The organism is Nonomuraea sp. NPDC049607 (assembly GCF_040675375.1).
In the GTDB taxonomy this organism is placed as follows: Bacteria; Actinomycetota; Actinomycetes; order Streptosporangiales; family Streptosporangiaceae; genus Nonomuraea.
Genome location: NZ_JBFAOV010000035.1, coordinates 59,644 through 80,207 on the forward strand (window position 1 = coordinate 59,644; position 20,564 = coordinate 80,207).

The following is a 20,564-nucleotide window of genomic DNA, read 5'->3' on the forward strand; positions in this document are numbered from 1 at the left end:
TCAGGAGGCGTACATCACCGACAGGAAGCGGAGCAGGAGGGCTTCCCTGGTCTCGGCCGGAAGGGCGTCCAGGACGGCGTTGACCACCGCCATCCCCGGCTGGCCCGCGCCAGGACGCAGGTCCACGCCGACCGAGGCGGCCAGTTCGGCGAAGGTCGCGTCGTCCAGGGCGTCCAGGTCCAGGTCGGCGATCAGCTCGACCAGGCCGTCCGGCACCACGGCCGGGCCGCGCAGCCGGGCCGCCTCCGCCGCGTCGGCGATCACCCTGAGCATCGCCTCCACGCCGTTCAGCGTCACGCCGGTGACCGTGACGTGCAGGTTCGCGGGGATCCCTGCGTAGGAGAGCTGTGGTTGCAGGAACCAGCCGCGCTCGCGGGCCGCGTCGGCCAGGACGAACACGTCGAGGTCGTCCCCGGCGAAGGCCACCAGTGAGGACTCGGGCGCGCCCAGGACCCGCAGTCCGGGGATCGCGGCGATGCCCTCCCGCAGCCGGGCCGCCGCCTTCAGCGTGGCGCGGCCGAGCTCGACGTACCCCTCCCGGCCGAGCGCCTGGAGGGTGGCCCACGCGCCGCCGAGCGGCCCGGCCGACCTGGAGCTCTGCACGGTGGCGTTGATGATCGTGTAGCCGGGCCAGGCGGCCGAGGCGAAGTACGCACTGCGCCGCGTCGCCGGGTCGGCGAACAGCACCACCGAGGCGCCCTTCGGCGCGTAGCCGAACTTGTGCAGGTCGCAGGAGAGGGACGTGACCCCCGGCACCGACAGGTCGAACGGCGGCACGTCGGCCCCCGCCTCCCGCAGCCACGGCAGCAGCCAGCCGCCCACGCACGCGTCCACGTGGCAGGCCACGCCCGCCTCGGCCGCCACGGCGGCGACCTCCGCGACCGGGTCGATCACGCCCTGCGGGTACGACGGCGCCGAGACCACCACCAGGACCGTGTCCTCGTCGATCGCCGCCGCGACGTCCTCCACCCGCACCTTGTACGTCTCCAGGTCCACCGGCACGGCCTTGACCCGCAGGCCCAGGTAGTGGGCCGCCTTGTGGAAGGCCGGATGTGCGGTCACCGGCAGCACGAGGTTGGGGGCGGCCCGTCCGGCGGCGTCCCGGGCGGCCTTGACGGCCAGCATGATGGACTCGGTGCCGCCGCTGGTGAAGATGCCATGGCCGCCGCCGAGCAGCTCGGCGACCGCGCCCACGACCTGCTTCTCCATCTCGACGATGCTGGGGAACGCCGTCGGGTCCAGGCAGTTGACCTCCAGCATCTCGAAGTACGCGCGGGCCGCCGCCTCGTGCACCTCCGCCCGGCCGGTGTCGTACACGTACGCGGTCACCTGCCCGCCCCGCACCGGCAGGTCATGCTGTTTCATCCTGGCGACCTCGGCCAGCAGGTCCTCGGTGGTTCTTCCGGACAGGGGGAGGGTCACACGGTCTCCTTGGCGAGCGCGGGGGCGAGGGCGAGCCGTCCGTACCGGACGACGAACGGCAGGCTGATCAGCATGAGTACGGCGGGCAACGCGGTGAAGCCGAGCAGCAGCCCGGTCAGCGCGCCGGACGGCTGGGCGACGGGTGACTCCACGGGCGCGGAGACGAACCCCGACAGGGCCAGGACCAGCGCGAACAGGCCGGGGCCGAGGGCGAGCCCGGCGGTCTCGCCCGCCGTCCACAGCCCGGTGAACGCCCCGGCCTGCGCGTGGCCGGTACGGGCGGCGTCGGCATGCACGGTGTCCGGCAGCAGCGACAGCGGCAGCAGTTGCAGCGCGGCGTAGCACACCCCGGCCAGCGCGGTCAGCGCCAGCGTGGCGGCCAGGCTGCCTGCCGCGATGGCGGGGACCAGGGCCAGCGCCACGACGGCGAACCCGGCCGAGGCGGCCAGGTAGCAGCGCACGGTCCCGTACACGCGGGCCAGCCGGGCCCAGCCGGGCACGGCGAGCATGCTCGGGCCCACCAGGCAGACGAACATCACCGAGGTCAGCCCGTAGTCGCCCAGCCGGTACGAGGCCACGTACGGCGCGCCCGCCAGCATCACCGCCACCCCGAGCGCCTGCGTGACGAACGCCGCCAGCAGCGCGAAGAACGGGCGATTACCCCGGGCCAGGCGGAAGGCCGCCGCCGGGCCGAGCTGCCGGGGGCCGGGACGCGACGACACCCACCGCGTGCCCAGCGTGGCGGCCACGAGGGCGGCGGCCATCACGGCGCCGATCGCGACGCCCATGACCGCGTACCCCGGCCGGCCGCCGCCCGCCAGGTCCACGACGGCGGGGGCCAGGCCGCCCGCGACCAGGATGCCGACGGTCAGGCAGACCACCCGCCACGACATGACCCGGGTCCGCTCGGCCGGGCTCGCCGACATCTCCGCAGGCAGCGCCACGTACGGCACCTGGAAGCACGCGAAGGCGGTCGCGGCCAGCAGGAACGCCACCCCGGACCACACGGCGCCCGGGACGCCGCCGGGCACGGCGAACATCAGCGCGAACGCCACCGGCAGCGTGGCCGCGCCCACCGCCAGCAGCCGCGTCCGGCGGCCGGTGCGCACGGCTTCCCGGTCGCTGGCGGCGCCGACGAGCGGGTTGAGCAGCACGTCCCAGATCTTCGGCGCGACCAGCACGGCGCCCGCGACGGCGGCGGGCACGCCGAGCATGTCGGTGAGGTAGTAGAGCAGCAACAGGCCGGGGACCGCGGAGAACACGCCGGTGCCGACCGAGCCGACGCCGTAGCCGAGCAGCCGGCCACGCCCGAGCCGGCCGACGTCGGTCGCCGTCATCGCGGGTCGCCGGGGAGGGCGAGGGTGCGGTGGAGGGTGAGGTGGAGGTGGGCGCGGAAGCGGCGGAGCGCGGCCCGGTCGCCCGCGCCCCGGCGGCAGCCCTCGGCGTCGAGCACGCCGCCCTTGGCGAAGCCGTGGATCGACCAGATGACCGTCCACATGGCGTACTCCAGGTCGACCGTGCCGTCGATCACGCCGGCCTCGACCGCCGGGCGCAGCGCGCCGGTCACGGCGGAGACCAGGGGCTGGACGTACTGGCGTTCCAGCTCGGTGATGTCGCCGGCGTCGGAGAGCCAGCGGTGCATCCACAGCGCGGGGATCTCCGGGTTGTCCACGCAGAAGTCGAGGTAGTCGTCCACCAGGCCGTGGATGGAGGCGACCGGGTCGCCACCGGGCAGGCGGGCGAGCGCCTTGTCCAGCGCCGCCTTCTCCGCCCGGTGCGCCCGTTCCATGACGGCCAGGTACAGCTCCCGCTTGCCGCCCACGTGGTAGTTGACGGTGGCGATGTTCATCCCCGCCGCGTCGGCGATCTGGCGCGTCGAGGTGCCGTCGTAGCCGAGCGCGGCGAACAGCTGCGTGGCCGCCTTGAGGATCACGGCCGGCTGTCCGCCGTCGGCAGGTCTCATACGACCGACCGTAGTTCCGCCCGCGCCTATTGGTCAATCGCTTGATGGAGAGGCTTTCGGGTCAGTCCGGCGCCCAGTACTTGACGAGGGCCTTGTCCAGGTGCGCCACGACCGGCTTCCAGGTGCGGGGCAGCGTGTAGCGGGTGGCGCGATGGCCCTTGTACGCCAGCGTGTAGCTGAGGAAGTCCGCGCCCTGCGGCGGGCGTTCGGACCGGCCGATCTTCAGTTCCTTGAGGTAGCCGCGCAGTTGGCGCTCCTCCTTGGCCGTGAGGCACTTGGCCACCACGGGCCCGGTACGGCGGCTGAGCCGCACGCAGCCGTCGGTGTAGACCGTCACGCGGTTCTGCAGCCCCGCGAAGCCGCCCTCCTCGCGCAGGTCGACCAGCACCTTACGCTGCGTGGTCACCGCCTCGGAGGGCAGCGCGGAGGCGGTGACGGCCAGCGCGAGCGCGGGCAGCAGTACGATTCGCCAGATCTTCATACCCTCTATGACGTACCCAGGACCCGAACGGCTCACCTTCCGAGGCCGGCGTCGCGGGCGCGGACGATGGCCTCGGCGCGGTCGGCGACGTGCAGCTTGGCGAAGATGTTGGAGACGTTGTTGCGTACGGTCTTCGGCGACAGGAACAGGGCCGAGGCGATCTGCGCGTTCGAACGGCCCGCCGCCACCAGCGAGAGGATCTCCCGCTCGCGCGGCGTGAGCTGTGGGAAGACCGGGTCGCCGGGCGTCGAGGCGGCCCCCTGGAAGAACTCGGCGACCCGCAGCGCCACCGCCGGGCCGAAGATCGCCTCGCCGTGCGCCACGGCGGTGATCGCCCGTACGATCTCGCCCTGGCCGGCGCCCTTGAGCAGGTAGCCGCGTGCCCCCGCGCGCATCGCCGCGAACAGCGTGGCGTCCTCCTCCGACATGGTCAGCACGACGACGGCGACGTGCGGGCTGTCGGCCACGATGCGCCGGGTGGCCTCGATGCCGTCGAGCCCCGGCATGCGCACGTCCATCACCACCACGTCCGGCTGGAGGTCGGCGGCGCGCTCGACCGCCTCGGGGCCGTCGGCGGCGGTGCCGGCCACCTCGATGCCGGGGATCGAGCCGAGCAGCAGCGCGAGCCCGTCCCGGTAGACCGGGTGGTCGTCGGCCAGCAGGACCCTGATCGGCTCCTGGTCAGACATCGGCGGCCTCCACCCGTCTCGGCTCCTGGCTAGACATCGGCGGCCTCCACCCGCATCGGCAGCCGGGCCAGGACCAGGGTGCCGCCGCCGGGCGGGCAGGTCACCTGGCAGTCGCCGCCCAGCTCGGCCGCGCGCTCGCGCAGCGAGAGCATGCCCACCCCCGCCGCCACCTCGGGGCCGATGCCCGCGCCGTCGTCACGTACCGCCACCTCAAGCGTCCCTTCCCGAGCGGTGAGCGTGATGTCGCAGCGTGCCGCACCCGCGTGCCTGGCCGCGTTGGCCAGCGCTTCGGACACGATACGGTAGGCCGCCACCTCCACCGCCGCGGGCAGCGCGTCCAGCGGGCCGTCGCCGGTGACGCGCACGTCCAGGGCGGCGGTGCGGAACCGTCCGGCCTGCTGCTCGATCGCGCGCAGCAGGCCCAGCTCGTCCAGCGCGGGCGGGCGCAGGTCGTGGACCAGCCTGCGGACGTCCGCCAGCACCCCGCCGACCTCGGCGGCCGTCTGCTCCAGGATGCGGTCGGCCTGCTCGGGCGCGCTGCCGGCCAGGTTACGGGCCGCCTCGATGCGCAGCGCCACCGCGCCCAGGCTCGGGCCGAGCCCGTCGTGCAGGTCGCGGCGGAGCCTGCGGCGCTCCTCCTCGCGGGCCAGCACGAGCCGGGCGCGGATGCGTTGCAGATCGGTGCTCAGCTCGACGGCCCGCGCCGCGGCGGCGGCCTGGCGTACGAGGTCGCCGAGCAGCCGCTGGTCCCGTTCCGTCAGGTCGGTACGGCACAGCACGAGCCGCCCCACGGTCTCGCCCCGGTAGGCCACGGGCAGCGACACCGACGGCCCGCGCGGCGACCCGTGCTCCACCACGGAACGTTCGCCGCCCGGCCGCTCGATCTCCACCCGGACGTAGGCAAGCCGGAACGCCTCCGCCAGCGTCGTGGCCACCGCGAGCAACTGCTCGTCCGGGTCCGTGGCCAGCTCCAGCCGTTCGGCCAGCGTCGAGACCGCCGCGTACGGGTCGTCCCGGGAGCCGCGGACCAGCCTGCGGACCGCCCGCCAGAGCCAGGTGCGCAGGGGGGCGTACAGGACGGCGACGATCGCGATGGCGGCCAGGGCCGAGTCCCGTTCGCCGAGGACGCTGCCGACCAGCGTGAACACCAGCACGTCCATGAGCACCACGAGCGCGGCGAGCAGGCCGTAGGCGACGGTGGCCGACAGCAGCCGGTCGATGTCGTACAGGCGGTACTTGGTCACCGCCACCACCACGGCCGCGGCGGTGAACGCGATGGCCAGCGTCAGCAGCGCCGCCGGGATCTGCGGGGACAACGACAGCGGCAGCAGGAGCACGATCATGTCGACCAGCGCGGCCCACATCAGCCAGCGGATCTGGGCCCGCCGCTCGGCGTCGGCGAGCACGTACCTGCGTACCATCGATGCGAACGGCACCACCAGGCTCACCAGGACGGACGCGTACGCCAGCGCCAGCGCCGGCTCCCAGAACGCGTACGGCAGGTCCAGGGACAGGAAGTCGAGGCCGAGCCGCGCGATCTCCGGCGGCATCGCCTGGTCGTGGTAGCGCTCCATGACCGCCGTCGGCGCGGTCACCAGCAGCGCCGTGAGCAGCCCGGTCAGGACGAGGCTCGTCACCGACAGCGCCCGCCACACCCGCCCCGGCGGCAGCCGGCCGTCCGGGAACAGCAGGATCAGCAGCGGCAGCCCGAGCAGCAACGACGCCCCGAACCGCGAGTACGACCAGTACGCCGCCGCGGCCCCCGGCAGGCCGGGCGAGACGTAGGCGGCGTGGGTCGCCCAGCTTCCCAGGAGCCCGTCCAGCAGCCACAACAGCCCGAACACCGCCAGCACCCAGGCCACCGGATGCCGCGGCAGCCTGCGCAGCAGCAGCGCGCCGGGGACGAGCTGCGCGAGCCCGGTCAGCGCGGCCGGCCACCCGGGTTCCAGATCCGAGGCGGGCGGCAACCGCACGTCCCCGGCGGCCACGTCCAGCGCCACCGTGGCCACCGCCATCCCGACCCCGGCCGCGGCCACCCCGGCGGCCCACCACCCGCGCGCCGCCGCCAGAGGGGTGGAAGGTCCGGTTTCTGTCACGGGACGTATTACACCCGACGTTGTGTCCTCATGTCCCGGGACAGGGGTCCCGTCGGCGGCGGGACCGGCGGCTCTGCCGGCCCGGGGCGGCCCGCCGGAAACCTGAAGGCACGACATTCCCTGATGGAAGAGAAGGACCTCCCGTGGACGCCAAGATCAGCACCACCCCCGCCAGGGCGCGCACCGACGTGCCCGCCGGCCCGACGCCCTCCGGCGCCCCCGCCATCGCCCCCGTCACCGTGCGCAGGCTCGGCGTCGCGCTCGCCGTCGGCACGCTGTCCTGGGCCGCCAGCATCTTCGTCTACGGCAGCCAGGCCCAGGGCTTCGGCGAGCGGGTCGGCGACCTGACCGGGCTGCTCTTCCAGCTCGGCATCTTCGCCCTGCTCGCCGTGCAGATCCGGACCCGCGCGACGGGCACGTCCCGCCTCGCCAGGGTCATGCTCAAGGTCGAGCTGGTCCTGCTCGGGCTGGCCGCCGTCTGGTCGCTGCTGCACGGCGTCCTGCCCGACAGCGCCCAGGACGGGCCGGTGATGCAGGCGCTCGACGTGTTCTGGCCGGTGTCCATGCTGGGCATGATGGCCATCGGCATCAAGATCGCCTTCACCGGGCGCTGGCGCGGGTCCCTGCGGTGGTGGCCGCTCATCGCCGAGAGCTGGGCCGTGGTGACGGTGCCGACGTACATCCTGTTCGGCGACTCGGTCTCGAACTGGGTCGGCGGCTTCCACCTGGTCATCGGGTACGCCACCCTCGGCGCGCTCCTCGCGCTGCGCCCCGGCCTGACCGACTAGGCCGGTGGTGTGAACGGCAGGACGGCGGTGACCTCGGTGCCGCCGCCTGGGCGGGGGGCGATGGCGCAGGTGCCGCCGATCTCGGCAGCCCGTTCCCGCATCGACGTCAGCCCCACGCCCGGCGACGGCTCGTCGGGCAGCCCGGTCCCGTCGTCGGCGACCGACACCCGCAGCTCCCCGGCCTCCCGCCGCAGCGTGACCAGCACCGAGGTGGCCTGGGCATGGCGGCGCGCGTTCGTCAGCGCCTCCTGCACGATCCGGTACGCGGCCGTCTCCACCGCCGCCGGCAACCCGTCGAGCAGCCCTTCGGACCCGTCGGCGGCCGGGGGCACGGTGACCTCGACGCTGGGGCCCGGGGCCTGACCGAAGGCGCGGAGGGCGCCCGCGAGGCCCAGCTCGTCCAGGACCGGCGGCCGGAGGCCGTCCACCAGCTCGCGCACCGACATCAGCGTGCTGGTCATCTCCTCACGCACCCGGACCAGCAGCTCCTCCACCGCCTCGGGGTCGCGCTCCAGCCGCCGCCGGGCCTCGTCCAGGGTCATCGTCACGCTGGTCAGCGTGGGGCCGAGGCCGTCGTGCAACTCCCTGCCCAGCCGGCGCCGCTCCTCGTCGCGGGTCGCGCTGATCCGCTCGTGCGAGTCCCGCAGGTCGGTGCTCAGCCGTACGGCGTGCGCCAGCTCGGCCAGGTGCTTGGCCATGACGTCCAGCGGCTCGCGGCCCGGCCTCGTCCCGGCGATCCGCAGCCGCCCGACCGGCTCGCCGTGCCAGGTCAGCTCGACGGTCCGAGGGCGGGCGCCCAGCTCGCCGTCCACGAACGACAGCGCGGGCTCGCCCGGCACCTCCACGCCCACCCCGCGGGCGCCCAGCGACGTGCGCACGACGGAGATGGCCTCGGCCAGCGCCCCCGCCGGGTCGCCGGCCCGCTGCACGGTACGGCTGAGCAGGTCGGCCGCCCGGTACGGGTCGCGTTCCACGTTGAACAGCCGGTCCACCGAGCGCTGGAGCCGCAGGCGTACGGGATGGAAGGCCGCGCCGGTGACCATGGCGGAGGCGAGCCCGGCCACCGCGCCGTAGTCGCCCGCCACGCTGTTGGACGCCCAGATGAGCACCGAGTACGTGACACCGGCGCCGACCGCGAGCGTGCCGTACACCAGCGTGCGGTTGAGGATGAGCCGGATGCCGTAGAGCTGGTGGCGCAGGACGGCGGCGATGATCGAGATGGGGATGCCCGCGGCCAGGAAGATCCGTACGGCGAGGATGAAGGTGTCCTGGGTGCCCGCGCTGACGATCCAGTAGACGACGAAGATCGCCATGGCGTAGAAGTACCAGGTGATCTGGCGGCGTACCTCGGGCGTCGCAGCCCTGTACCGGTAGCGCAGCGAGACCACGCCGAGCAGGCATAACAGGATCATCGGCGGCCCGATCCACGACTCCACGACCTCGGGGATCCTCCCCAGCGCCGCCACCCCGAACGGGTTGCCCACCGGCACGTCGAGCTCGAACGACGGGTCGGGGGACAGACCGAGCAGCAGCGAGTGCCCGACCATGAGCGTCAGGTTGCCGTAGAGCACCGGCCGCCAGCGCCTGGACGGCAGCCGCCCGTCGGGGAAGAGCAGCGGCATGATCCCCGTGAACGTGGGCACCGCCAGCAGCCACAACCAGATGGCCGGCCAGGCGACGTAGGGCAGCAGCGGGCCGGGCGCGTGGAAGTACATCCAGCCGGTCAGCGAGAACAGCAGCGAGTACGCCGACCAGACGACGCCGGTGGCCCACATGAGCCACGGGAACAGCAGCCTGGGCCGCTGGGAGATCAGGAACGCGCCGGCGAGCGGGAACAGCAGCCCGATCGGGTCGAGCCCCTGCGTCTCGGCCAGCCCCTCGACCTGCGCCGCCAGCACCGCCGCCGCCAGCACGGCCGTCAACGAGGCGGCCGCCGACGCCCACACCGCCGCCATCACGGCCCGCCGCCATCCCCTCGCCCGACCACCCCGGCCTTCCCGCCCGGAGGCCGCGGAACCGGTGGGGGTGGGGGGCGGGTCGTTGTGGGGTGTGGGGGTCATCGCGGCTCCCTGATCGGCAGTCTCGCGACGACCTCGGTGCCGCCGCCCGGGCGCACGTCCAGCTCGCAGACGCCGCCCACCTCCTCGGCCCGTCCGCGCATCAGGGCGGCACCCTGGCGGCGCTGCTCGGGCAGCCCGATCCCGTCGTCGGACACCGTCAGCCAGAGCGCGTCCCGCCGCTCCACCCTGATCAGGGCGGTGGTGGCGCGGGCGTGCCTGCGCACGTTCGCCACCGCCTCGTGCGCGATCTTGTACGCCGCCACCTCCACCGCCGCGGGCAGGGGGGCCAGCGAGCCGGAGACCACCACGTCCACCCTCGGGCCGGGGGCGTCGGCGAGCAGCCGCAGGGCGCTCTCCAGGCCCAGCTCGTCCAGGCCGGCGCCGTCGAGGGCGGGCGGGCGCAGGCCGTAGACCAGGTCGCGGACGTCCACGATGGCCTCGGTCATCTGCCTGCGTGCCGTGCTGAGCAGCGGTTCGACCGAGCCGGGGTCACTGGCCAGGCTGAGCCGGGCCTGGTCGACGCTGATCGCCAGGTTCGTCAGCGTCGGGCCGAGGCCGTCGTGCAGGTTGCGGCGGAGTGCGCGGCGTTCCTCCTCGCGGGTGGCCATCATGCGCTCGCGCGAGCGTTGCAGGTCGGCGCTGAGCCGTACGGCGTGGGCGACCTCGGCGAGCTGCCTGGCCAGCATGTCCAGCAGCGCCCGGTCGCGCGGCTCGCCGGCTACCGACAGCCAGCCCATCGACTTGCCCTGCCAGACCAGGCGTTCGACCGAGGGGGACGGGCCGAGCTCGCCCGCGACGACGCTGCGCACCCGCCCGCCGGGCAGGACGACCTCGACCCCGACGCCGCGCGCCCCCAGGGCCAGCCGGACCGCGTGGGCCGCCGACGCCAGGGCCTCGGCCGGCCCCCTGGCCTCCTGCACGCTCCGGCTCACCCGGTCGGCCAGCCGGTACGGGTCACGCTCCCACTTGAACAGCCGGTCCACCGCGCTCTGCAGGCGCAGCCGTACGGGCTGGAACAGCGCGCCCGCGGCCAGCGCGGCGATCAGGTCGGACCAGGAGCCGAGCAGGCCGTCGAGCGCGCCGACACCGAAGTAGACGGCGCCGACCACGGCGGTCAGCCCGAGGTAGACCAGGGCGCGGTTGAGCAGGACAAGGGTCCGCTCGCGTCCGCGCAGCCCGGACAGGACCGCGGCCTTGACGAGCAGCGGTCTGGCCGCCCTGAGCAGCACCAGCCTGCCGTTTTTCCCCATATGTCGGGCACATCATAAAGTGGCGGGACCCTTATCGCAGAGCGTCCACCGGCTGCATTTTCGCCGCCCGCAGCGCGGGGTAGAGCCCGGCCAGCAGACCCACCACCGCCCCGGCCACCGGCGCGGCCAGCGCGAGCTGCACGTCGAGCAGCGGCGTCCACTCCCGGGCGGCCGAGACGGCGACGACGGTGACCACCCCGAGGCTCGTGCCGATCACGCCTCCCGCCAGCCCGACCAGCGTCGACTCCAGCAGGAACTGGGCGGCGATGTGCCGCCTGGCCGCCCCGAGCGAGCGGCGCAGGCCGATCTCCGGCACGCGTTCCATCACGGTGACGAGCGTGACGTTCGCGATGCCGACCGCGCCGACCACGAGCGAGACCAGGCCGAGGATCAGGAAGAGCGCGTTGACGTCGTCCTGCGCCTGGTCGCGCGCCCTGGTGGGGCTGGGCGGGGCCATCACCTGCAGCATGTCGCCGTTCCCCGGGCTGAGCGCGGTGGGCGCCTGCCGGGCCACCAGGTCCGCCGCGCCCAGACTCGTGTTGACCAGCACCCTGGTGACGTTCCGCAGCCCGAACTGCCTGCCCACCGTGGGCGGCACGAACACGGCGGTGCTCAGGTTCCGCTCGCGGCGCAGGTTGCCCAGGATGCCGATGACCGTGTACGCGTGCTTGCCGATGAAGATGGCCGGCGCCCGGTCGAGGCGGCCGACGCCGAGCAGCTTGGCCGCCTGGTCGCCGATCACCGCCACCCGGTCGCGCCGCTCGATGTGCCCTCGGTCGTAGAACCTGCCCTGCACCATCCTGCCGCGCGCCGCCTCGGGCAGCCCGGTCGTCGCCGCCAGCACGGTCAACGACTGCGCGGTGACCCTGGTGGGGTCCACGATGTCGTTGGAGCGCACGGACAGGTTCGCGCTGTCCTCCGACTCGCCCAGCGCGGCGGCGGACTCGACGCCGCGCAGCCTGGTCAGCCGGTCGATCGAGTCCCACTCCACGAGCGGCGTGTTCGGCGACTCCGGCACCTCCACCGTGATGGCCGTGGCCACCAGCGCGTCGAAGCGGCCGACGATCTGGTTGCCCGCGGTGGCGGCCACGCCGAGCGTGATGACCAGCGTGGTGATGCCGAGCACGGTCCCGAGCGTGGTGAGCGCCGAGCGCACCGGCCGGGCGAGCATGCCGGCCATGGCCTCCCCGAACAGGTCGCGTACGTGCATCACTCCTCCTCCACCAGGATGCCGTCGGTGATCCGCACCCGGCGCCCGGCCCGCTTGCTGACCTCCTGCTCGTGGGTGATGACCACGAGCGTCATCCCCTGCCCCCGCAGCTCGTCGAACAGGCCGAGCACCGATTCGGTGTTGCGGCTGTCGAGGTTGCCCGTGGGCTCGTCGCACAGCAGCAGGGACGGCGCGCCCATGAGGGCCCTGGCGATGGCCGTACGCTGGCGCTCGCCCCCGGACAGCCGGTCGGGCGCGAACCCGGTCCGGTGGCCGAGGCCGACTCGTTCCAACGCCGCCAGGGCCCGCTCCCGCCTGCCCTTACGCGCCTGCCCGCCGTAGGTTTCGGCGAGCATGACGTTCTCGACCACGCTGCGGTGGGAGAGCAGGTGGAAGGACTGGAAGACGAAGCCGATCCGGTCGCCGCGCAACCTGGTCCTGGCCCCGTCGCGCAGGGTGGTGGTCTCCGTGCCGTCGAGGCGGTAGCTGCCCGAGCTGGGGCGGTCGAGCAGGCCGAGCACGTTCAGGAGGGTCGACTTGCCCGAGCCCGACGGGCCGACGATGGCCAGGTAGTCGCCCCTGTCCACCCGGAGCGTGACGCGGTCGAGCGCCCGGACCGGCGGTTCGGCGGCGAACTCCCTGCTGACCTCCGCCAGCGAGATCACCGGCTCAGGCACCGCTGACCACCACCCGGTCGCCCTCCTTGAGCGCCCCGGCGACCTGGACGTTCCCGTCGGCGGTCAGGCCCGTACGCACCTCGACGTCCCTGGTCTGGTCCGTGGCGTACTCGACCCGCACCCGGGCCCTCCCGTCGGCCCCCGTGATCACGGCCGCCACCGGCACGACCAGCACCGGCTCCTTGGTCTCCCCCACCGTCACCCGCGCCGTGACGGCGGTCCCCGGCTTGAGCCCCTTCATCGAGGCGGGCGTGATCAGGACGGGCTCCGACCCGTCCTTGGCCTCCTCGGCGCCGGGCACCTTGGCCTGGTCGCCGACCGCGGTGAGGCGCGCTTCGTACGTCTTGCCCGTGTCGAGCTCGATGGCCGCCTCCATGCCCGTGCGCAGCAGCTCGGCCTCCGTCGCCTCCACCGACCCCGTCACCGTGAGCGCCGAGCTGGTCACCGTGGCGACCTCCTTCTCGACCTGCTGCCCCTGCTTGACCGAGACCTTGCGCACCCGGGCGGGCAGCTTCGGCAGGAACACCACCTCGCCGGGCGGGATGGAGGTCCCGTACGTACGCACGAACTCCGCCAGCATCCCCTTGGCCGCCGCCACGTCCTTACCGGCGTTGGTCACCTTGAGCTTGGTCGGGGAGAGCTGCCTGGCCTGGCGCAGCGCCTGCTCGGCGGTGGCCTTGGCCTCCTTCGCGGTCCGTACGGCCTTGCGCAGCTCCACCAGGCTCTTCTCCCTGGCCTGCCGCGCCTCCTCCGCGACCCGCTCGCGCGCCTCCAGAGCCGCCGCCAGATCGGCCTGGGCGTTCCGGACCCGCAGCTCCAGCAGGCTCGTGTCGGTCGAGGCCGTGGGCTGCGGGGTGGCGGTGGCCGTCGGCGTGGGCTGTTTCCTGGCCTCGGCCAGCGCCTGCTCGGCCTCGGCCAGCTTCTCCTGCGCCGCGCGCACGGCCGCCTCCGCCGTCGCCATCCTGGTCTCGTCCTCCGGCGTCACCACCCGGGCCTCGGCCTCCTGGAGGGCGCGCTCCGCCGTCTTCAGGTCCGCCTTGGCGTTGGCCAGCCTCATCTTGAGCGGCAGCACGTCGCGCCCCTGGTCCAGCGCCTTCTTCTCGGCGGCGAGGGTCTCCTGGGCAGTCTGTACGGCCTTGCGCAGCGTGTCGTACGCCTGCCGGTCGGTCAGCGTCGGCTGCTGCACCTCGTACCCCTTCTTCGTGTACATGCGGGTGACGGCGGCGATCGTGGCCTGGTCGAACACGCCGGAGACGGGACCGCCGTACCCCAGCCTGCGCAGCGCCCGCTGGAGCTGCTTGACGTCGTCCCCCTTGCCGCCGGGGGCGATCGTGCGGTGCATCGGCACGGACCCGCGCAGCGCGAACACCGGGCGGCCGTTTACCTCCAGGAAGACCGCGCCCTCCGTGAGCCGGCCCTGGCGCGGCGCCCGGGTGGCCCGCTGCTGCTCGGCCGTGCCGCCGACCGCCCCGGCCAGGCTGACCGGCAGGGGCGAGCCGTACTCCAGCGTGCCGCTGACCACGACGGTGCTGACGAGTTTGCGGCGCTCGACGGCGGCGGTGACGAGCGAGGCCCGCGGCGCGGCGCGGCGCGCCGCCTCGTCGGCGGGGGAGCGCAGCCGGGAGCCCACGGCCCAGCCGGCGCCCGCGATGATCACCACTCCGGCGACGATGCCGGCGAGGAGCTTGCGCGGTGACTTCATGAGGTGGTCACATGCCGAACTGGGCGCTGACCTGCCCCTGGACCGCCTGCTCCTTCGGCAGGAAGGCTGGGTAGAAGTCCTTGCCGCACTCCAGGTCGTCGAGCGCCGCCCTGATCTCCTTGGCCAGATATGGCTTGGCCTGCTCGGGAGTGAGCGTCGGCGTATAGTACATCGGCACCTTGTCGTCCGTGGCGGGGGGAGCCACGTCGGGCACATCGTCCATCTGCTCGCGGCCCAGCTTGTCCTCGTTGCCGAGCCACGTCTTCTGCCCCAGCTCGGCCATGGCGACCGGCGCGGTGTCGCCGACGGCGTAGCCCTTGCCCTTCAGGCAGGTGGCCATGGCCGTGGCCAGCTCGACCAGCTCGGGGTCGGTGTTCAGCTTGCCCTTGCGGGCCCGGACGGAGGCCTTGAACTGCGCGTCGTAGAAGTCTTCCGCCGACTTCAGCTTCAGGCCGAGGACCTTGTTGGCCGCCGAGACCTGGCAGGCGTCCAGCGCCTTCCGGTACGCCTGCAGCTGCGCCTTGGAGAGCGCGGACTGGATCTTCATATTGGGGTTGGGCTCGTTGTCGAGGCTGGTCGTGCTTCCCATCTCCTTGGGATAGACGTGCTGGGCGAAGACCCCGAAGCCGTATTTTTCGCGATATTTCTTCATCGCCGAGTAATTGCCGCGCATGCGGCTCTTGTCGTCCTCGGTGCCCGGCTGGTGCGGCGTCACGTACGCGACGTACTTGAAGCCCTTCTGCTTCATGCAGTCCGCCTTGGCCGCCTCGAGCTGAACCTCCTTGCCCTCGGCGGTCGAGCCGGCCGAGGGCGCGGCGCTCTCGGTGGCGCCCCCGCAGCCGCAGAGGACGGCGAGCGCGAGCAGCGCGACGGGGAGTGTCTTCCTCATCATGGCGGCAGACCATACTCCGTTTAACGAAGCATGGTCAATCCAGGCAGTGCCGCCGCTGGCGGAAGGGTGCGAACGCGGCCCCCACGAGCAACAGCACGAGCACCCCCCAGTAGGCCAGGTGTTGCCTGGTCAGCACATCGGAGTGCAGCGCCAGCCCGCCGGACGCCATCGTCATGTAGATCCCCGCCGCGAGCGTCCAGCGATGGTCGCGGGCCAGGTAGGCGCTCCCCGCCGCCAGCCCAAACGCCAGCACCTCCACGGCCATCCTGCTCAGGCTGATCGGGAACGTGCCGCCGCCCTCCATCCACTCGGGCCCCGCCCACGCCGCCGCCACGACCGCCGCCCACCACCACCACGACCTCCTGCGCGGCGCCCGCCGCAGCACGAGCAGCCCGGCCAGCGCCACCGCGTAACCGCCCGCGACCAGGTAGGGGTCGCTGTCCATGAACAGCGGCCGGTCCTGCAGGAACGTCGGATAGACCGGCAACAGGGTCGCGTCGAACGGCTGCCACCCGCCGGCCAGCGCCACCGCCTTGGCCCCGGTGAGGAGCGTCAGCACGGCCGCCGTACGCAGCCATCCCCGTACGGTCGCCAGCAGCGTGAGCGCCGACAGCAGCGTCCACAACGGCAGCGTGCCGGCGTAGGGCAGCAGCGCGGCCAGGTTCGCCGCCGCGAGGGCGGTGACGGCGAGGTGCACGCCGTCCCGCCAGGGGCTGCCGCTCGCCAGGTGGACGATCCGGCTGCGCACGCCGCCCGTGAGCAGCCCCCACGCCTCGCGCGGCACCGGGATCCGGCGTCCCGGGGCGGCCGATTCGAGGAGCACGTCGAGCAGCTCGTCGCCGTGGGCCGCGCGGTAGGGCCTGGGGTAGGCGAGCATGAGCTTGCGGTAGCGCCGTTCGAGCGGGGTCGCGGCCGGCGCCGACCCGAGGGCCGTCATCCGGCCGACGGCCGCAGGACGAGGGAGGCGGCCGCCTGCATCCGTCTGGCCTCGGCCTCCACCAGCGCCTGACCCTCGTCGGTGATGCGGAAGTAGCGCCGGTTGCGCCCGTTGACCGTCTCCTCGCGGTCGACGGTGATGACGCCGCGCTCGTTCAGGCGTTCCAGGATGCCGTAGAGCGTGCCGACGGAGGGCTGGACCCGGCCGCCGGACAGCTCCTTGACCGACTTGCTGATCGCGTGGCCGTGCAGCGGGCCGGCACGCAGCGCGGCGAGCACGAAGTACATCGGCTCGCTGACTTCTGAGGTTCCCCTGGGCATGGGGGAGACATTATTCCGTTCAACGAAGTGTGGGCAACGCGGACGGCCACCGGACCGGAAGGACCGCCCGCGTCGCGTCTCACCGCGACGTGCGGGCCGCCCGCGCCGCGCCTCACCGGCAGCGGTCGCCGTTGAGGCGGAAGACCTCGGGGGCGGGGTTCGGCCCCGAGTCGTGCGTGCCGACGAAGCCGAACGTCACGGACCTGCCGGGCCTGATCCGGTCGTTGTGGCCGAGGCTCGTGGCCGTCACCACAGCGCCGGACTGGGCGAACTCCGCCTCCCAGCCCTGCCTGATCCGCTGGCCGCCGGGGAACGACCAGCTCAGGGTCCAGCCGTCCACGCTCTCCCTGCCGGTGTTCTCGATCACGATCTGGCTGGTGAAGCCGCCGGGCCACGAGCCGTGCGCCGAGTAGCGGACCCGGCAGGCCGACTGCTCGCCCTTGTCCGCAAGGAACGCCGACACCCACGCCAGCGGCGAGTTCCAGTTGATGGTCAGCTCGTTGGTGGACCAGGACTCGATGTCGTCGATGTAGCAGAACTGCGGCTTGCAGCCGCGCAGCAGCCGCTGGGCGACCGGGTCCTGGATCGCGGAGTTGGGGCCGCCGGCCAGCGAGCCCCGCGGCGGGTGGGGCAGCGAGTGGTCGAGCTGGTAGGCGTACCAGCGGCTGTGCTGGTTCTGGGCGGAGACCTCGCCGTAGCCGGTGACGTACGAGCGGTTGAGCGCGTTGCGGCCGAGCAGGTAGTCCATGCCCTCCCGTACGGCGGCCCGGTACTTCTCCTGGCCGGTCAGGTCGTAGGCGGTGGCCAGGACGACCAGGTTGTTGAGCACCAGGTTGTTGGAGCCCCAGTCGAAGTCCGCCGGCGCGTACGGCAGCCCGTACGGGTGTGCCCGCTGGACCGCCAGGTACTTGTCCGCCCCCGCGACCACCGACTGCCGCACCTTGTCCCGGCCCGGCAGCGCGTTGGGCACGGTCGCCAGGTCGAGGCGGCCGAGCTGGGCGGTGTTGCCCCAGTCGAAGCCGCGCTCGCGCCAGATGTCGCCGGTGTGGTGCGGCGAGGCCAGCACGAAGTCCGCGAACTCCTTCTCGCCCGTGGTGAGGTACAGCTCGGCCGCCGCCCAGTAGAACTCGTCGCTCACGTCGGCGTCGTCGTAGGCGCCGCCGCCCACGCCGTCGTCGGGGGTGGCGTACCTGGTCGGATTGGCCTTCGCCGCCGCCCACGCCCTGCGCGCCGCCTTGAGGTTCCTGGCCGCGAACGCCGCGTCGTAGGGCGCGAACAGCCGGGCCGCCTGCGCCGCCGTCGCGGCCAGGTTGAGCGTCGCGGCCGTGGACGGCGGGTGCAGCTCGCGCTTCTGCGGGTCGAGGTGCGGCAGCAGCGGCAGGCCGGTCCAGTTCTGGTCGTGCACCTTGTGGTGGGCCATCCCCGCGTACGGCTTGCCGTCCGGCACCTGCATGCTCAGGATGAACTCCTGCTCCCAGCGGGCCTCGTCCAGCACGTCGGGCACGCCGTTGCCGCTCTCGGGGATGCGGAGCTGGCCGTCGGTGAAGGCGGCCCGGTCGCGCTCATAGGCCGACATGAGCTGGTGGACCGAGATGCCGCCGTTGACCACGTACTTGCCGTGGTCGCCGGCGTCGTACCAGCCGCCCTTGACGTTCAGGGTGTAGTCGCAGACGCCAGGCCGGCAGGGGACGTCCGTGTCGCCCTGGTTCGGGGACGCGCCCGCGTGACCGGCCGGACGCCCGTAGCCGGGACGCAGGCTGTCGAGGATCTCGATGCCGCTGCGCTGGGTGTAGTAGAACTTCAGCGCGTCCGTGGGCAGGGAGTCGTACACGCTCGCGCCGATGTCGAACGGCCTGCTCGTCTCGCCGTCGGCGGTCAGCGTGTAGCCCTCGCCGGGTTTGGCGTAGGCGCCGAAGTCGATGGTGTGCACGTTCTGCCCGGAGCTCGCGTCCACGCCCTTGGGGCTGGTACGGCCGTTGGCCACCCGCTTCCGGGCCGCGTCGCGCAGCTCCCAGTCCAGGGGCGTGGTGGCCTCGGTGACCAGGGTGGCCTTCTTGGGGCCCGACGGGAGGTAGCCGACCATGTTCACCCGGACGCGCGGGCCGGTGTCCGGCTCGTAGACCTCGGGTTCGGCGCCGCCCTTCAGCGACACGTCGTCCATGCAGAACCTCCAGGGCTCGGCGCTGCCGCCCAGCTGGAACGCCACCTGGGCGTTCGGCAGCGAGACCGGGGCGGTGAAGGTGTAGGAGTAGCCGTCGCCCGGGACGTCCAGTGCCGGGGCGGCCGACAGGTACTGCGTCCACGGGTCCACGGGGAGCTGGATCAGGGCCTTGCCGACCTTGGCGGGGGTGGCGGACGCCGTGAACCGGTAGGCGTAGGTGTCGCCGGCGACCAGCGGGACGCCGTCCTGGCCGATGATGACGTCCCAGGGGTTGGCGGTGCCGCCGGGGATGTCGGCGCACAGCCTGCCGCCGTCCACGGACAGGGTGGTGTTGCCGGTGCTCCACCAGGGGGCGGTGCCGGCGTCGAAGGTGCCGTTCACGATCTGCTCGGGTCCCTCGTCGGCGGCGCGGGCGGGCGCGGCGGGGGACAGGGCGACCATGATGGCCGCCACGGTGAGGAGGGCCAGTAACGCGGCCCGGCATCGGGTCATGGAGGTCCTTCGGGGGATTGGGAGCGCTCCCAATGGAGCGACCCCGATCCTCCTTGCCCACCGCTGCCCCGTCAACGGGTGCCCGCCATCGGCGCTGGAAGACGCTGAAACTTTCACGCCCCGGCCCGGACCGAGCCTGTCGGCCGCCCTTCACTGACGGCTCATGTTCTGGGAGGGTTCGGAACGTGGTCCCTGCCCTCACCCTGGCCGGGTGCGCCGCGCACGAGTTGCTCGAACGCCAGACCGCCAAGCTGGCCAGGCAGCTCGTACGCGGCTTCGCCGAGGAGATCCCCCTCTACCGGCGGCTGCCGAAGGAGGAGCTCGACGGCGAGATCACCGTCATCACCGAGCACAACCTGCGGCTGATCGCCCGCATGTTCCGCGACCGCCGCCCGCCCACCAGGGCCGAGCTGGCCCCGCTGCGCTCGTCGGCGGCCCGCCGCGCCCAGGAGGGCGTGCCGCTGGAGGCCCTGCTGGCCGCCTACCACCTGGGCGCGCGCAAGGTGTGGGAGCACCTGTTCGCCAAGGCCACGCCCGCCGACTTCGAGGACGTCCTGGCGGCCAACCGTCTCATCCTGCTCTACACCGAGTCGGTGACGGCCGCCGTGTGCACCGCGTACCTGGAGGAGCGCGAGGGCATGCTCAGCCACGAGCAGCACGCGCTGCACGCCGCCGTGTCCGCGCTGCTCGGCGGCGACCGGGCGGCGCTGGCCGGGGTGCGGCTGGCCCCGCGCTACCTGGTGCTGGCGCTCGCGGTGGACCGGCATCCCGACGAGGAGAGCGACGAGCCGGGCGGGTCGATCGCGGGCCGCCGCAAGCTGCACCGGATCAGGACGGCGCTCCAGCGGGCCGCGGGCGAGCCGGTGCTGTCGGTGCTGGACACGACGGGCGGCCTGGTGTTCGTGCCGATCACGGGCGATGACCCCGACTGGTACGAGGTCGGCGAGACGGCCGCCGGGATGGCCAAGGCGGCCGGCGTGCCGGTGTGGGCGGCGGCCGAGATCGCCCCGCCCGACGGGGTGCCGGAGGCCGTCAAGCTGGCCGAGGAGGTCCTGGACGTGGTGCGGGTCTTCGAGCAGCCGCCGGGCGCCTACCGGCTGGCCGACGTCCTGCTGGAGTACCAGCTCACCCGGCCGAGCCGGGCCACCGCCGTGCTCGCCGGCCTGCTCGACCCGCTGCTCGACAACCCCGACCTGCTCAGGACGCTCACGGTCTACCTGGACACCGGCCTCGACCGCCGCCATACGGCCGAGCTGCTGCACGTGCACCCCAACACGGTCGACTACCGCCTGCGCAGGGCCGTCAGCCTGACCGGCCTCGACCCCGTGGACCCGGCCCACCTGCAACGCATCGGCGCGGCGCTGGCCGCCAGGCGCCAGCACGGCAAGTGAACGGGAGCCGTCCCCCGGCAGGGACGGCTCCCG

17 protein-coding genes are annotated in these 20,564 nt (G+C 73.3%); 2 read left to right on the top strand and 15 right to left on the bottom strand.

The features are described 5' to 3' along the window. From AB0J97_RS41835 to AB0J97_RS41860, 6 genes are all read right to left on the bottom strand, one after another. Positions 1-1,422 carry an aspartate aminotransferase family protein gene (locus AB0J97_RS41835; RefSeq protein ID WP_364099972.1) on the bottom strand — a complete coding sequence of 474 codons (1,422 nt, stop codon included), beginning with the start codon at positions 1,420-1,422 and terminating at the stop codon, positions 1-3. After that, on the bottom strand, positions 1,419-2,759 hold the full coding sequence (locus tag AB0J97_RS41840) for an MFS transporter (RefSeq protein WP_364099975.1): 1,341 nt from the start codon (positions 2,757-2,759) through the stop codon (positions 1,419-1,421). The genes AB0J97_RS41835 and AB0J97_RS41840 overlap by 4 nt, the downstream gene beginning before the upstream one ends. Next, a complete protein-coding gene (locus AB0J97_RS41845) occupies positions 2,756-3,385 on the bottom strand; it encodes a TetR/AcrR family transcriptional regulator (protein ID WP_357707045.1) in 630 nt (209 codons plus the stop codon). The genes AB0J97_RS41840 and AB0J97_RS41845 overlap by 4 nt, the downstream gene beginning before the upstream one ends. 61 nt (positions 3,386-3,446) lie before the next feature. Next, positions 3,447-3,866 (bottom strand): hypothetical protein, encoded by a 420-nt coding sequence (locus AB0J97_RS41850; RefSeq protein ID WP_364099978.1) that lies wholly within the window; start codon positions 3,864-3,866, stop codon positions 3,447-3,449. A 32-nt stretch (positions 3,867-3,898) separates the two neighbouring features. Further along, positions 3,899-4,555 (bottom strand): response regulator transcription factor, encoded by a 657-nt coding sequence (locus AB0J97_RS41855; RefSeq protein WP_357707043.1) that lies wholly within the window; start codon positions 4,553-4,555, stop codon positions 3,899-3,901. Positions 4,556-4,584: 29 nt separating this feature from the next. Further along, complete coding sequence (locus AB0J97_RS41860) at positions 4,585-6,651, bottom strand: histidine kinase (protein WP_364099981.1); 2,067 nt, start codon at positions 6,649-6,651, stop codon at positions 4,585-4,587. Between the two features lie 143 nt (positions 6,652-6,794). Here AB0J97_RS41860 and AB0J97_RS41865 point away from each other — a divergent pair, with 143 nt between their 5' ends. After that, complete coding sequence (locus AB0J97_RS41865) at positions 6,795-7,439, top strand: hypothetical protein (RefSeq protein WP_364099984.1); 645 nt, start codon at positions 6,795-6,797, stop codon at positions 7,437-7,439. Here the strand turns inward: AB0J97_RS41865 and AB0J97_RS41870 are convergent. The 9 genes from AB0J97_RS41870 to AB0J97_RS41910 form a co-directional block, all read right to left on the bottom strand. Continuing rightward, entirely contained in the window at positions 7,436-9,499 is a 2,064-nt protein-coding gene (locus AB0J97_RS41870; protein WP_364099987.1) for a sensor histidine kinase, read from the bottom strand. The two genes, AB0J97_RS41865 and AB0J97_RS41870, sit on opposite strands and share 4 nt — an antisense overlap. Further along, a complete protein-coding gene (locus AB0J97_RS41875) occupies positions 9,496-10,749 on the bottom strand; it encodes a histidine kinase (RefSeq protein ID WP_364099990.1) in 1,254 nt (417 codons plus the stop codon). The genes AB0J97_RS41870 and AB0J97_RS41875 overlap by 4 nt, the downstream gene beginning before the upstream one ends. A 31-nt stretch (positions 10,750-10,780) precedes the next feature. Continuing rightward, positions 10,781-11,959 (bottom strand): ABC transporter permease, encoded by a 1,179-nt coding sequence (locus AB0J97_RS41880; RefSeq protein ID WP_364099993.1) that lies wholly within the window; start codon positions 11,957-11,959, stop codon positions 10,781-10,783. Continuing rightward, positions 11,959-12,636, bottom strand: coding sequence for an ABC transporter ATP-binding protein (locus AB0J97_RS41885; protein ID WP_125641323.1), 678 nt, complete (start codon positions 12,634-12,636; stop codon positions 11,959-11,961). The genes AB0J97_RS41880 and AB0J97_RS41885 overlap by 1 nt, the downstream gene beginning before the upstream one ends. Further along, on the bottom strand, positions 12,629-14,338 hold the full coding sequence (locus tag AB0J97_RS41890; protein ID WP_364099997.1) for a peptidoglycan-binding protein: 1,710 nt from the start codon (positions 14,336-14,338) through the stop codon (positions 12,629-12,631). Before AB0J97_RS41890 ends, AB0J97_RS41885 begins: the two co-directional genes overlap by 8 nt. 7 nt (positions 14,339-14,345) lie before the next feature. After that, positions 14,346-15,230, bottom strand: coding sequence for a hypothetical protein (locus AB0J97_RS41895; RefSeq protein WP_364100000.1), 885 nt, complete (start codon positions 15,228-15,230; stop codon positions 14,346-14,348). A gap of 34 nt (positions 15,231-15,264) precedes the next feature. After that, a complete protein-coding gene (locus tag AB0J97_RS41900) occupies positions 15,265-16,167 on the bottom strand; it encodes a hypothetical protein (RefSeq protein WP_364100003.1) in 903 nt (300 codons plus the stop codon). Beyond that, complete coding sequence (locus AB0J97_RS41905) at positions 16,164-16,487, bottom strand: PadR family transcriptional regulator (protein ID WP_189651648.1); 324 nt, start codon at positions 16,485-16,487, stop codon at positions 16,164-16,166. The genes AB0J97_RS41900 and AB0J97_RS41905 overlap by 4 nt, the downstream gene beginning before the upstream one ends. A 112-nt stretch (positions 16,488-16,599) precedes the next feature. Then, on the bottom strand, positions 16,600-19,140 hold the full coding sequence (locus AB0J97_RS41910; protein ID WP_364100006.1) for a glycoside hydrolase family 9 protein: 2,541 nt from the start codon (positions 19,138-19,140) through the stop codon (positions 16,600-16,602). Positions 19,141-19,325: 185 nt separating this feature from the next. Here AB0J97_RS41910 and AB0J97_RS41915 point away from each other — a divergent pair, with 185 nt between their 5' ends. Continuing rightward, positions 19,326-20,531: a helix-turn-helix domain-containing protein gene (locus tag AB0J97_RS41915; protein WP_364100009.1), complete on the top strand. Its 1,206-nt coding sequence runs from the start codon at positions 19,326-19,328 to the stop codon at positions 20,529-20,531. Positions 20,532-20,564: the final 33 nt, after the last annotated feature.

Coding starts and splice junctions, on each gene's coding strand:
- AB0J97_RS41840 (WP_364099975.1), bottom strand. CDS start 2,759: ATGACGGCGACCGACGTCGGCCGGCTCGGGCGTGGCCGGCTGCTCGGC.
- AB0J97_RS41845 (WP_357707045.1), bottom strand. CDS start 3,385: ATGAGACCTGCCGACGGCGGACAGCCGGCCGTGATCCTCAAGGCGGCC.
- AB0J97_RS41850 (WP_364099978.1), bottom strand. CDS start 3,866: ATGAAGATCTGGCGAATCGTACTGCTGCCCGCGCTCGCGCTGGCCGTC.
- AB0J97_RS41855 (WP_357707043.1), bottom strand. CDS start 4,555: ATGTCTGACCAGGAGCCGATCAGGGTCCTGCTGGCCGACGACCACCCG.
- AB0J97_RS41870 (WP_364099987.1), bottom strand. CDS start 9,499: ATGACCCCCACACCCCACAACGACCCGCCCCCCACCCCCACCGGTTCC.
- AB0J97_RS41875 (WP_364099990.1), bottom strand. CDS start 10,749: ATGGGGAAAAACGGCAGGCTGGTGCTGCTCAGGGCGGCCAGACCGCTG.
- AB0J97_RS41880 (WP_364099993.1), bottom strand. CDS start 11,959: ATGCACGTACGCGACCTGTTCGGGGAGGCCATGGCCGGCATGCTCGCC.
- AB0J97_RS41890 (WP_364099997.1), bottom strand. CDS start 14,338: ATGAAGTCACCGCGCAAGCTCCTCGCCGGCATCGTCGCCGGAGTGGTG.
- AB0J97_RS41895 (WP_364100000.1), bottom strand. CDS start 15,230: ATGATGAGGAAGACACTCCCCGTCGCGCTGCTCGCGCTCGCCGTCCTC.
- AB0J97_RS41900 (WP_364100003.1), bottom strand. CDS start 16,167: ATGACGGCCCTCGGGTCGGCGCCGGCCGCGACCCCGCTCGAACGGCGC.
- AB0J97_RS41905 (WP_189651648.1), bottom strand. CDS start 16,487: ATGCCCAGGGGAACCTCAGAAGTCAGCGAGCCGATGTACTTCGTGCTC.
- AB0J97_RS41910 (WP_364100006.1), bottom strand. CDS start 19,140: ATGACCCGATGCCGGGCCGCGTTACTGGCCCTCCTCACCGTGGCGGCC.